Source organism: Rhodococcus sp. NFXS4, from assembly GCF_058139645.1.
Genome location: NZ_CP192221.1, coordinates 2,722,294 through 2,734,100, shown reverse-complemented (window position 1 = coordinate 2,734,100; position 11,807 = coordinate 2,722,294). Strand labels below are relative to the sequence as shown.

Annotated in this window: 12 protein-coding genes; 8 read left to right on the top strand and 4 right to left on the bottom strand. The window is 70.4% G+C overall.

From position 1 onward, the window contains the following. Positions 1–55 precede the first annotated feature (55 nt). Genes rfbD through manB form a run of 3 tightly spaced genes read left to right on the top strand, consistent with a single transcriptional unit; the run spans position 56 to position 2,968 of the window. The gene (gene rfbD / locus J4E04_RS12765) at positions 56–964 is read left to right on the top strand and encodes a dTDP-4-dehydrorhamnose reductase (protein ID WP_285188816.1); all 909 of its coding nucleotides are present in this window, start codon (positions 56–58) and stop codon (positions 962–964) included. 10 nt (positions 965–974) lie between these two features. Further along, entirely contained in the window at positions 975–1,865 is an 891-nt protein-coding gene (locus tag J4E04_RS12760; protein ID WP_222638682.1) for a glycosyltransferase family 2 protein, read from the top strand. 26 nt (positions 1,866–1,891) lie between these two features. Then, the gene (gene manB, locus J4E04_RS12755) at positions 1,892–2,968 is read left to right on the top strand and encodes a mannose-1-phosphate guanylyltransferase (RefSeq protein WP_027506882.1); all 1,077 of its coding nucleotides are present in this window, start codon (positions 1,892–1,894) and stop codon (positions 2,966–2,968) included. A gap of 55 nt (positions 2,969–3,023) precedes the next feature. On the opposite strand, the gene J4E04_RS12750 is transcribed toward manB, so the two are convergent. Genes J4E04_RS12750 through cofD form a run of 3 tightly spaced genes read right to left on the bottom strand, consistent with a single transcriptional unit; the run spans position 3,024 to position 5,903 of the window. Then, the gene (locus J4E04_RS12750) at positions 3,024–3,581 is read right to left on the bottom strand and encodes an NUDIX hydrolase (RefSeq protein ID WP_056447758.1); all 558 of its coding nucleotides are present in this window, start codon (positions 3,579–3,581) and stop codon (positions 3,024–3,026) included. Between the two features lie 10 nt (positions 3,582–3,591). Continuing rightward, entirely contained in the window at positions 3,592–4,950 is a 1,359-nt protein-coding gene (locus J4E04_RS12745; RefSeq protein WP_490148720.1) for a coenzyme F420-0:L-glutamate ligase, read from the bottom strand. Further along, complete coding sequence (cofD, locus tag J4E04_RS12740) at positions 4,947–5,903, bottom strand: 2-phospho-L-lactate transferase (protein WP_027506879.1); 957 nt, start codon at positions 5,901–5,903, stop codon at positions 4,947–4,949. The genes J4E04_RS12745 and cofD overlap by 4 nt, the downstream gene beginning before the upstream one ends. 603 nt (positions 5,904–6,506) lie before the next feature. On the opposite strand from cofD, the gene J4E04_RS12735 reads away from it, so the two are divergent. After that, positions 6,507–6,737 carry a WhiB family transcriptional regulator gene (locus tag J4E04_RS12735; RefSeq protein ID WP_197027846.1) on the top strand — a complete coding sequence of 77 codons (231 nt, stop codon included), beginning with the start codon at positions 6,507–6,509 and terminating at the stop codon, positions 6,735–6,737. Between the two features lie 50 nt (positions 6,738–6,787). On the opposite strand, the gene J4E04_RS12730 is transcribed toward J4E04_RS12735, so the two are convergent. After that, a complete protein-coding gene (locus J4E04_RS12730) occupies positions 6,788–7,210 on the bottom strand; it encodes a metallopeptidase family protein (RefSeq protein ID WP_051613606.1) in 423 nt (140 codons plus the stop codon). A gap of 167 nt (positions 7,211–7,377) precedes the next feature. Here J4E04_RS12730 and J4E04_RS12725 point away from each other — a divergent pair, with 167 nt between their 5' ends. The 4 genes from J4E04_RS12725 (at position 7,378) to manA (ending at position 11,800) form a co-directional block, all read left to right on the top strand. Further along, positions 7,378–7,785 (top strand): DUF3499 domain-containing protein, encoded by a 408-nt coding sequence (locus tag J4E04_RS12725; RefSeq protein WP_222638680.1) that lies wholly within the window; start codon positions 7,378–7,380, stop codon positions 7,783–7,785. Between the two features lie 136 nt (positions 7,786–7,921). Further along, positions 7,922–9,292, top strand: a complete 1,371-nt coding sequence (locus J4E04_RS12720) for a phosphomannomutase/phosphoglucomutase (RefSeq protein ID WP_490148719.1) — start codon at positions 7,922–7,924, stop codon at positions 9,290–9,292. Positions 9,293–9,348: 56 nt separating this feature from the next. After that, the gene (locus tag J4E04_RS12715) at positions 9,349–10,503 is read left to right on the top strand and encodes a hypothetical protein (protein WP_027506874.1); all 1,155 of its coding nucleotides are present in this window, start codon (positions 9,349–9,351) and stop codon (positions 10,501–10,503) included. A gap of 49 nt (positions 10,504–10,552) precedes the next feature. Beyond that, positions 10,553–11,800 carry a mannose-6-phosphate isomerase, class I gene (gene manA, locus J4E04_RS12710; RefSeq protein WP_222627119.1) on the top strand — a complete coding sequence of 416 codons (1,248 nt, stop codon included), beginning with the start codon at positions 10,553–10,555 and terminating at the stop codon, positions 11,798–11,800. The last annotated feature ends 7 nt before the right edge of the window (positions 11,801–11,807 follow it).

Sequence of the window (11,807 nt, the reverse complement as noted above, 5' to 3'; positions counted from 1 at the left end):
CGGCAGGGTCGCCGTGCTCCGCGCAACCCGCCACGGCGTGCCACACTCTGTCGCTGTGACCACCGACGCAGAGCAGAGTTCGGACAGGACGATCGTGGTGACCGGAGCCGGAGGTCAGCTCGGTCGCCGACTCGTCGACCGCGCGCGGGACGGGTACCGCGGGGCCCGCGTGCTCGGCTTCGGATCGGCCGACCTCGACATCACGGATCCGGAGTCGATCGCCGCCGCCGTGGTGCCGGGCACCGTGGTGATCAACTGCGCAGCGCACACGGCGGTCGACGCGGCGGAGACCGAGGAGGACCGCGCCGCACTGCTGAACGAGGTGGGACCGCGCCTGCTCGCCGAGCGGTGCGCCGAGGTCGGTGCAGGTCTCGTGCACGTCTCGACCGACTACGTGTTCGCCGGAGACGCGCGGACCCCGTACGAACCCGACGATCCCACCGCGCCGGCGACCGCCTACGGGCGCACCAAGCTGGCAGGGGAACGGGCCGTCCTGGAGGCGTTGCCGTCCGCGACGATCGTGCGGACCGCGTGGGTCTACACCGGCACCGGCTCCGACTTCGTCGCCACGATGCTCCGGCTCGAGGCCGAGCGGGAGACCCTCGACGTCGTGAACGACCAGGTGGGTTCGCCGACGTACTCGGGTGATCTCGCGGACGCGCTCCTCGAGGCGGCGACGTCGCCGCGAGCGCTGCCGCAGATCCTGCACGCCACCAACGCCGGGACGGCGTCCTGGTTCGACCTCGCTCGGGCGACCTTCGAGACCGTGGGCGCCGATCCCGACCGTGTTCACCCGTGCGGCAGTGATCGCTACGTGCGGCCGGCGCCGCGTCCCGCCTACTCGGTGCTCTCGCCCGCGGCCTGGAAGGGTGCCGGGCTGACCCCGCTGCGGCCCTGGCGCGACGCGCTGACGGCCGCGCTGGCGGCTCGGGCGGTCGCGGACCCGCCCGGAGCCGCCCAGTAGGGTGACCGGCGTGAGTGCCCCCCTGGCCGTCGTGACGGTGACCTATTCGCCCGGCGAGCACCTCGACGCATTCCTCGAGTCCCTGCGGGATGCGACGACGCGGCCGGTGTCGGTGATTCTCGCGGACAACGGGTCCACCGACGGCGCGCCCGAGGCGGCCGAGGCCGCATACGACCACGTCCGACTGCTGCGCACCGGAGCGAACATCGGCTACGGCGGCGCCGCCAATCGCGCTGTCGCCGAGGTGGATCCGGCCACCGAGTTCGTCATGGTCGTCAATCCCGACGTCCAGTTCGGCCCCGGGTCGATCGACGAGCTGCTGGCGGCCGCCGAACGGCATCCGCGGGCCGGGTCGCTCGGGCCCCTCATCCTCGAGCCGGACGGTTCGCGCTACCCGTCAGCCCGCCGCGTTCCCGATCTCACGTCCGGGTCGCTGCACGCACTGCTCGGTTCGGTGTGGCCGTCGAATCCGTGGACGCAGCGCTACCGGCAGGACAACGACGAGGTCAGCGAGCGGTCGGTCGGGTGGCTGTCCGGCTCGTGTCTGTTGCTGCGCCGTGCCGCGTTCGACTCGGTGGACGGGTTCGATTCCCGGTATTTCATGTACATGGAGGACGTCGATCTCGGAGATCGCCTCGGACGAGCGGGCTGGACCAACATCTACGTGCCCACGGCCGTCGTGACGCACGCCAAAGGTCATGCCGCGGGGCGTCATCCGGAGTCGATGCTGCCGGCGCACCACCGCAGCGCCTATCGCTTCCAAGCTGATAGACACCCGCGGAGATGGCAAGCTCCTCTCCGGTGGACGTTGCGCGCCGGACTGGCGTTGCGGTCCAGGGTGGTCGTGACTGCCGCACTGCGGCAACGCGACGACACGGTGGGGTCAGGTTCGAGCACGTGAGAAGTTTCTGAGAAAGGCGATACGCGATGACTGCTCCGGCGACCGATGCCGTAGTTCTGGTCGGAGGAAAGGGCACGCGACTGCGTCCGCTCACGCTCTCCGCCCCCAAGCCGATGCTGCCCACGGCAGGTCTGCCGTTCCTCACCCATCTCCTGGCGCGCATCAAGGACGCCGGGATCGACCACGTCGTACTCGGCACGTCCTTCAAGTCGGAGGTGTTCGAGCAGCACTTCGGTGACGGCAGCGCACTCGGCCTCGAGCTCGAGTACGTGTTCGAGGAGGAGCCGATGGGCACCGGCGGTGGCATCCGCAACGTCCTGCCCCGGCTCCGCGCCGACAACGTCATGGTCTTCAACGGTGACGTGCTGGGCGGTACCGATCTGCGCGGCGTGCTCGACACCCACCGCACCACCGAGGCGGACGTCACCCTGCACCTCGTCCGCGTCGGTGACCCGCGTGCGTTCGGCTGCGTGCCCACCGACGAGTCCGGCCGCGTCACCGCGTTTCTCGAGAAGACCCAGGATCCGCCGACGGACCAGATCAACGCCGGCTGCTACGTGTTCAAGCGGGAGATCATCGAGAAGATCCCGTCCGATCGTCCGGTGTCCGTCGAGCGTGAGGTGTTCCCCGCACTGCTGGCCGAGGACAAGCGAGTCTTCGGACACGTCGACGCCGCCTACTGGCGCGACATGGGTACGCCGGAGGACTTCGTGAAGGGCTCCGCCGACCTCGTGCGCGGAATCGCACCGTCGCCTGCGCTGACGGGGACGCGGGGCGAGTCGCTGGTCCATCCCGGCGCGGGCGTCGCGCCCGGCGCGCTGCTGATCGGCGGCACGGTCGTCGGACGCGGCGCCGAGGTGGGAGCGGGCGCCCGTCTCGACGGTGCCGTCCTCTTCGACGGTGCCGTGGTCGAGGCCGGCGCGGTGGTCGAACGATCGATCCTCGGATTCGGCGCGCGCATCGGACCGCGGGCACTCGTGCGCGACGCCGTCATCGGCGACGGAGCCAACATCGGCGCGCGGTGCGAGCTGCTCCGCGGCGCCCGGGTGTGGCCCGGAGTGACGCTGCCCGACGGTGGAGTGCGCTTCTCGACCGACGTCTGAGGATCCAGGGCGTCCGAGAATCCAGGGCGTCCGAGAATCCAGGGCGCCCGAAGGCTCAGCGAGCCGCCGCGCGGGAGATCATGTCCTGCAACGCGTCTCGTTCGGCGCCCGCCTCCCCGTCGGGGAGGTCGTCGACGGGCCACCACCGCAGGTCGTTCGACTCCGCGCTGCGGACGATGTGTGCACCGTCCGCAGCGCGTACGACGAAGCGCAGGTCGAGATGGCGCGTCGGCTCGCCGAGCGAACACGTGATCGGGTGTGTGTGAACGGAGAGCAGCTCCGGCTCGAGAACCAGGTCGTCGATGCCGCTCTCCTCACGCGCCTCGCGGAGAGCCGCGTCCCGGACGGTCTCGTCGTCGACCTCGCAGTGTCCGCCCAGTTGGAGCCATCGTCCGACCCGCGGGTGCAGCGTCAGGAGCACGTGGCACCCACTCCGATCGAGCACCAGCGCCGACGCGGTGACGTGACCGGCCACGTTCTCGCGGAGACAGCCACGCGGCGCACTGTCGAGGAACGCCAGCATCGTGTGGCGCATCGAGTCGTCGTGCGGCTCGGTGGTCGACCAGGAACGGAGCAGTTCTCTCGCGGACTCGTGGAGGCTCTCGGCGCTCACGGACGGTTCCTCACAGTTCTCGGAACGCGGAGCCGGGCGGCGTCGGCGCGCGGGGCGACGGGGGAGTGAGCGGGTGTCCGACGGCGACGGCCCCGACGGGATGCCAGTCGGCGGGTAGATCGAGCGTCTCGCGCACGGTGTCGGCGGCGAAGATGGTCGACCCGACCCAGCAACTGCCGAGGCCGCGCGCCGCGAGGGACACCAGGAACGCCTGTACCGAAGCGCCGGCCGCCACCGTGAACATGACGGTCTCCGCGGACTGCCGTTCCGCGTCCGGATAGTCGTGCGCCTCGTCGAGCACCGCGAACGCCAGAATCAGTTCCGGCGCGGTGCGCAGCAGATCACCGCGTGCCAGACGGGCTTCGATCGAGTCCGCGGTCCGTCCGTCTCGCTCGAGATCGGCGCGCCACCGCGTTGCCATCGCATCGAGCAGTGCGGTGCGCACCGCCGGTGTCCGGACGGCGACGTAGCGCATCGGGTGGGAGTGATGGGGAGCCGGCGCGGTGACGGCGTCCGCCACGGCGGCCTCGACGACAGCGGGATCGACCGGGGCCGAGTCGAACTCGCGTACCGAGCGACGGGCGGGTACCGCGCCGAGTGCACCTCGTCGCAGCGCCTCCTGCGTTCCCAACCAGAAGAGGTCGTCCTCGCCCGGCCGCACCAGATCGCGGGCGGAGGAGCCGTCGTCGGCGTAGTGCAGACCCCGGACCACGGCGACGGGAACCGAGCCGAGCTTGCCCTTCACCAGATCCCCAGCGGACGCCAGCTCGTCCGCGAGCGCGACCTCGGTGACCATCAGCTCGTTGCCCTGCGCGTCGCGACCACCGGCGTACGCGTGCAGGACGGGCAACCCGGCTGATCCGATCGCGTTGTCCGTCTGGCCGTTCCGCCACGCGCGGCCCATCGTGTCGGTGACGACGACGGCGACGGCCACGCCCAGCGAACGGCGTACACCGTCGCGCAGTGCCCGGGCGGACGCGTCGGGATCCTCGGGGAGCAGGGCCAACTCGTCCGTCGACACGTTGGATCCGTCGATGCCGGACGCGGCCTGCACGATGCCGAGGCGGTTCTCGGTGATGAGCGTGCGACCGCGCTGGGCGAGGACGCGCACGGCCTCCTGCTCGACGAGGATGCGGCGCAGTGCGTCCCGCGCCTCCGGGTCGGTCGGCGCGGTCACCAGGCGTCCCTCGACCTTGGAGACGATCTTGCTCGTGACCACCAGGACGTCGCCGTCGGCGAGCCACGGTGCTGCCGTGACGACTGCTGCCACCAGGTCGTCGCCCGGCCGGAACTCGGGGAGTCCCGCGACGGGAATCACCTCGATCGAACCGCCCGGTGCATGATCGCCGGGACCGTCGGATCGGGTCACAGGACGCCCGCTGCCTCGAGCGCGGCGCGCGCCATCCGTGCGGTCACCGCGGGCTCGGTCATGAGCAGAGGTACCGCGCGCACGTCCACGCCGGGAACGTCGGCGGTGTCGGTCTCGTGGATCAGCCAGGCGTCGAGGATGCCCGCCGCCGAGCGGGCGCCGTAGTGGCGGCCGATGGCCTCGGCCGTCGTCTCCACACCGATGACGGACAGGCACTCGTCGGCCATGCCGCGCAACGGCTTGCCGTCGATGACGGGGGAGAGCCCGACGACCTTCGCGGGTGTGGTGCGCAGTGCGGAGCGGATGCCGGGCACCGCCAGGACGGCGCCGATGCTGACCACCGGGTTGGACGGTGCGAGCAGTACCGCGTCCGCGGTCTCGATCGCCTCGACGACGCCGTCCGCCGGGGTCGCCTTGTCCGCTCCGACGTACGCGAAACTGTGAGTCGTCACAGCAGCGCGGTAGCGCACCCACCACTCCTGGAAGTGAACGGCCTTGTCGGTGCCGTCGTCGGGATCGGTGATCACCACGTGGGTCTCGCTGCGGTCGTCCGTGACGGGCAGCAGGCGGACACCCGGAGACCACCTGTCGCACAGGGCCTCCACGACTGCGGACAGCGGGTACCCGGTGCGGAGCATGCGCGTCCGGATCAGATGCGTCGCGATGTCGCGGTCCCCGAGCCCGAACCAGTCCGGGTGGGCCCCGTACGCCGCGAGTTCCTCCTTGACGCTCCACGTCTCGTCGCGTCGACCCCACCCGCGCTCGGTGTCGATGCCGTCGCCGAGCGTGTACATGCAGGTGTCGAGGTCGGGTGTGATGCGCAGGCCGTGCATCCAGACGTCGTCACCGACGTTCACCACGGCCGTGACGTCGCCGTCCGGCCCCAGCAGTTCCCGAACCCCCTGGAGGAACCGCGCGCCACCGACGCCGCCCACCACCACAGTCACCTTCATGACCCTCGACCCTAGGCGGTCGCCGTCGGCGCGATCGGGCCGGTGGGCGCGAACCACGGCGTGTCCGACGCGAAACACCGGGGAAGTCTCGCCTTCCGGGAAAACCGGAGATCGGATGGTATTGCAAATCGAGCGGTCCGCTTGACCGCGACACACCGCGGCGTGTCTAATCACAGTCATGTCATTAACGGTTCGAACGGCGGAATCGCTTGTAGCGAACCACCGTTCGAACACGTGTTCCCATGAGTCGACACGAGTTCGCGCGCTGCGTTCCGCAGCGTCACGTCCCATGGTGACACGATGCTTCGCTCTTCGATCCGGCTTCGCGGTCGATCATCGACACAAGTGACCGACAACAACTGCGCTCGAACAGGTGAGGAGGCGGACGTGATGCCGGAACAACACCACGACCTCGGTCGACAGGAGTCCCCCGTCGGGGAACTCGACGACGTACGGCACGTGGATGCCGTGACGGAGGACGCCCCGGCGGACCCCGTGGACGGGATCGACCCGGAGGACGTCTCTGTCGACGACGTCGACCCGCCGCTCACGAGCCTCGGAATGCCTGCGCCCGCACTGCATCTGAGTCTGGTGCCGGGCGACATGGATCCGCTCGAGGATCAGTGGCAGGAGCGCGCTCTGTGCGCTCAGACCGATCCCGAGGCGTTCTTCCCGGAGAAGGGCGGCTCGACGCGCGAGGCCAAGCGTATCTGCCTCGGGTGCGAGGTGAAGGACGACTGCCTCGAGTACGCCTTGGCGCACGACGAGCGGTTCGGCATCTGGGGTGGGCTGTCCGAGCGCGAACGTCGCCGCCTCAAGCGCGGCATCATCTGACGCGTCGCGTCACCGCAGCCGCCGAACGACGCGCCGCAGGCGCCGGGGTGTCAGTCGTCCTCGGTGTCGGGGTCGACCACCTCGGGCGTGACCCCCAGGTAGGTCGCCACCTGCTCCACCAACACGTCGTGCACCAGGTCCGTCAGCTCCAGCGAGTCGTGTGCTCTCCGCTCGAGGGGCCGACGGAACAGCACGATCCGAGCCCGCGTCGTCGCTCCGCGCGTGTCCACTCCCGCCGGAACGAGTCTCGACAACGGCACCGGGCCCTCGGCCACGACCTCGGGTGGCCAGTTCACCGATTCCGGGTCCACCGCACGGATCTTCGGCACGTCGTCGACGGCGATGTCCAGTTTCGTCAGCCGGTCGTGCCACTTGCGGTCTATCTCGGCGAACGCGTCCAGCACCGCCGCATCGAACTTCTCGGCGCGAGACCTGCGTGCGGGCACCGTGTCGGGGAACAGGGTGCCGCGCATTCCGCGACCCCGCCGCGCCGCGGACCGCGAGCTGGACGCCCGATGTTCCCGTCCGGGACGGCCGCCGGCGCGGCCGCGGGGTTGAGAGGATCCGGTGAACGACACGCGCCCATGCTACGACCGTGTCCTGCGAGGCACGCCGGAGGACACGCGCTAGGGTTCGACCTGTGAGAGCTGTGCGGGGATGCTGCCGACCGGGATGCAAGAGACCGGCCGTCGCGACGTTGACGTACGTGTACTCCGACTCGACCGCCGTCGTCGGACCTCTCGCCACCGTGGACGAGCCCCATTCCTGGGATCTGTGCGAGGTGCACGGTTCGTCGATCACCGCCCCCAAGGGGTGGGAGATGGTGCGCTACGAGGGTGGGTTCTCCACGTCCAGCCCCGACGAGGACGATCTGACCGCACTCGCCGAGGCCGTCCGCGAGGCCGGTGCGCGTGAGCGTCCCGCTCCGTCCCTCGGTCGACGTGGTTCGTCGTCCGACACGCGCACCTCCGCCGACGTACCGGCCGCCGCGCCGACACGCACGGGTCGGCGCGGACATCTGCGCGTTCTGCCCGACCCCACCAGCTGAACGACTGTTCCTGCGCGCGGCGTCGGGCTGCAGGACTGCTCGCGCGTCGCCCCCGGGCACTAGGCTCCCAGCATGGTCTCGCCGACTCGTCGTCGTGCGTGATCCGTCCGGTTCGTCCCAGATGCAGGAGTGTGCAGTGGCCCGACCAGCTGACCTGGTTCACAGCGTCATCAAGGCGTACGACGTGCGCGGTGTCGTCGGAGAGCAGATCGACGAGGACTTCGTCGCCGACGTGGGGGCCGCCTTCGCGAGACTCGTACGCGGCGAGGGCGTCTCGCAGCGCGTCGTGGTCGGGCACGACATGCGCGACTCGTCTCCCGCACTGTCGGCCGCCTTCGCGCGAGGGGTGACCTCGCAGGGTCTCGACGTCGTTCTCATCGGCCTCGCGTCGACCGACCAGCTCTACTTCGCCTCCGGTCGGCTCGACTGCCCCGGTGCGATGTTCACCGCCAGCCACAACCCTGCGAAGTACAACGGGATCAAGCTGTGCCGGGCCGGCGCGAAGCCCGTCGGCCAGGACTCGGGACTCGCCACCATCTCGGCCGAGATCATCGACGGCGTCCCGACGTTCGACGGTGCGCCGGGCACGATCAGCGAGCAGGACGTGCTCGAGGACTACGCCACGTTCGTGCGCGACCTCGTGGACATCAGCGACATCCGTCCGCTGTCGGTCGCGGTGGACGCCGGCAACGGCATGGGCGGGCACACGGTGCCCGCGGTCCTGGACCCGACGTCGGTGACCGTGCACCCCCTGTACTTCGAACTCGACGGCACGTTCCCCAACCACGAGGCGAACCCGCTGGAGCCGGCGAACCTCGTCGATCTGCAGAAGTTCGTCACCGAGACGGGCGCGGACATCGGCCTCGCGTTCGACGGCGACGCGGACCGCTGCTTCGTGGTGGACGAACGCGGCGAGCCCGTCTCACCGTCCGCGATCACCGCGCTGGTGGCCGAGCGGGAGCTGGGCAAGCACCCCTCCTCGACCATCATCCACAACCTCATCACCTCACGGTCGGTGCCCGAGTTGGTGGAGCAGCTCGGCGGTACCGCCGTGCGCACCCGGGTCGGCCACTCGTTCATCAAGGCACTGATGGCCGAGACCGGCGCGGTGTTCGGCGGCGAGCACTCGGCGCACTACTACTTCCGCGACTTCTGGGGCGCCGATTCTGGCATGCTCGCAGCGCTGCACGTGCTCGCCGCGCTCGGGACACAGGACGAGCCGTTGTCCGCCCTGATGCGCAAGTACGAGGTGTACGCGGCATCGGGCGAGATCAACTCGACGGTGGCCGACGCTCGTGAGCGCACCGCCGCGGTGGTCGCGGCGTTCGCCGATCGCACCGTCTCCACCGACGAACTGGACGGTGTGACGGTCGATCTCGGTGACAGCGCGTGGTTCAACCTCCGCGCCTCCAACACCGAGCCCCTGCTCCGACTCAATGTCGAGGCACGCACCCCCGATGACGTGGACCGCCTGACGACGGAGATCCTGAGCATCGTCCGCGCGTGACGGTTGCGGACTGTCATAGTGGGGGATACGGAACGAGAGAGGCGGGTGAGGTGCCCATGACTGCTCCTTCGGCGTACGTCGATCTCGACGACGCGAGCGCGATACTGGCTGCGGACTCGTTGGGCGCACTGCACTCCGCCGCGCTGGCCGGCGCACAGATCCGCGCCACCGCGTCCGCCGTCCGCGAGGGCCTGCTGGCGCCGCTGGACGGTCTGCGTCCCCGCAGTGTCGTGCTCGTCGCCGCGTCCGGTCCCGCCCGGAGGGCGTCGGCGCTGGTCGCCGCGGTCCTCGCTCCGACCGCCGGCGTGCCGGTCGTCTCGCTCCCCGCGACCCCGCCGTGGGTCGGACCCCTGGACGTCGTGGTCGTGGCCGGCGACGACGCCGGCGATCCGGCCATCGCGGAGTCCGTCGCCGCCGGGGTACGTCGGCGTGCAGAGGTCGTGGTGGCCGTACCGGACGAGGGTCCTGTCGCGGACGCCGGCGCCGGCCGGGTGGTGTCCTTCCCGCCGCGAGTCCGTGTCCTCGATCGCAACTCCTACGCCCGGCACGTCGCGGTGATGGCCGCGGTGCTCGCTGCGGTGGACCCGGCGTCGTCGGTCGGTGATCTCGACGCGGTGGCCGATGCGGTGGACGCGGAGGCCATGCGACACCACGCGTCCGTCGAGGTGTTCCAGAATCCCGCGAAAGGTCTGGCGTCCCGAATGGCGGGTCGTCGGGTCCTCATGACCGGTGACGGCGTGGTGGCGACCGAGGTTGCCCGGCACGGAGCCGCGTCCCTGCTGCGTGCCGCAGGCGTCGTGGCGGCGGCCACCGAACTCTCCGATGCCGTCGGTGTGATCCACGACCTCGGCGCGATCGGTGGGGACTCCGCCGAGAGCGGCAGTGTCGACTACGACCCGCTGTTCCACGACGACCAACTCGACGGTCCACCCCCGGCCGATCCCGTTCGGGTGTTCACCGTGTCGACCGACCCCGACGACAGTCTGGTCCGCCGGCGGGTGGCCGTCCTGGGTGAGGTCGACGTGGTGCGCGCCGACGACGACGGTGGTCCCCGCACGGATCTGGAGGCGCCCGCGCCCGCCGCGGTGCCCGGTCCCACGACGCCGGTCGGGGCGTCGCTGCGCAGGGCGCTCGTCCTGGCGGTGCGGATCGAGGCCGCGGCGGCCTATCTCCAACTCTCGAATTCTCAGGCCTCGGGAGGCAGGGAGTGACCCCAGCCGTGTCCGGGTTCGCAGCGATGACGACGGCAGGTGGTGGTCGGTGAATCTCCTCGACGGAACAGCACGGTCCTACGCGTGGGGTTCGCGCACGGCTCTCGCCGAACTGCGCGGCGTGCCCGCACCCACCCGGCATCCCGAGGCGGAGATGTGGTTCGGTGCTCATCCGGGCGACCCGGCGCATCTCGTCACGCCGCGCGGTCGGGTCTCGCTGCTCGAGGCCATCGACTCCGACCCGACCGGACTGCTCGGAACCGGTGTGGTGGAGCGGCACGGTCCGCGCCTGCCGTTCCTCGTGAAGTTCCTGGCGGCCGAGGAGCCGCTGTCGCTGCAGGCTCACCCGTCCTCGGACCAGGCGCGCGAGGGTTTCCGACGGGAGAACGCCGCGGGCGTGCCCCTCGACGCCTCCGTCCGGAACTACAAGGACGCCAGCCACAAGCCCGAGCTCGTGGTCGCCCTGACGGAGTTCGACGCGCTCGCCGGGTTCCGCAGTCCCGCCGAGACGGTGGAGCTGTTCGGTCGGCTCGATGCGGACGAGCTGCGTCCCTACACCGAGATGCTTGCCGCGCAACCGGATTCGAGCGGCCTGCGCACCCTCTTCACCTCGTGGATCACTCTGCCGCAGCGGGCGTTGGACTCCGTGCTGCCGGCCGTTCTGGACGCGTGCGTCCGCGCCCTCGAACGTGCCGAGCAGACCGGGGACCGCACCTTCGTGCCGGAACTGCGCACCGCACTGGAACTGGGGGAGTACTACCCCGGCGATGCGGGCGTGCTCGCGGCGTTGCTGCTCAACCGGGTCACGCTGCAGCCGGGCGAAGCTCTGTACCTGGACGCCGGAAACCTCCACGCGTACCTGCGCGGAACCGCGGTGGAGATCATGGCCAACTCGGACAACGTGTTGCGTGGGGGACTCACGCCCAAGCACGTCGACGTCCCGGAACTGTTGCGGGTGCTCGACTTCGAGCCGCTCGACTCACCGGTCCTCGTCGCCGACACCAGCCGTCCGCACGTGGTGCGCTATCCCACGCCGGCACCGGAGTTCGCACTCGTCGGTGTCGAATTGTCCGCGGCGTCCAGCGACGGTGAGCCGTGGACGCTCGCGCACGACGGTGACGCCGCGCCGCGCATCGTCCTGTGTGTCGACGGTCGGGTACAGGTCTCCTCGGGTGAGTCCACCCTGGTCGTGGAGCGGGGAAGTGCCGTCTGGATCGCCGCGTCCGATCCGGACCCGCAGCTGTGTGCTCTCACCGACTCGGCTCGCGTGTTCGTGGCGGGCGTCGGCGGGATCTGACGGCCCC

Excerpts from the sequence above, each read along its gene's own strand:
- J4E04_RS12735 (WP_197027846.1), top strand. The coding sequence starts at position 6,507 with ATGGATCCGCTCGAGGATCAGTGGCAGGAGCGCGCTCTGTGCGCTCAG.
- J4E04_RS12715 (WP_027506874.1), top strand. The coding sequence starts at position 9,349 with ATGACTGCTCCTTCGGCGTACGTCGATCTCGACGACGCGAGCGCGATA.
- J4E04_RS12730 (WP_051613606.1), bottom strand. The coding sequence starts at position 7,210 with ATGCGCGGCACCCTGTTCCCCGACACGGTGCCCGCACGCAGGTCTCGC.
- manB (WP_027506882.1), top strand. The coding sequence starts at position 1,892 with ATGACTGCTCCGGCGACCGATGCCGTAGTTCTGGTCGGAGGAAAGGGC.
- cofD (WP_027506879.1), bottom strand. The coding sequence starts at position 5,903 with ATGAAGGTGACTGTGGTGGTGGGCGGCGTCGGTGGCGCGCGGTTCCTC.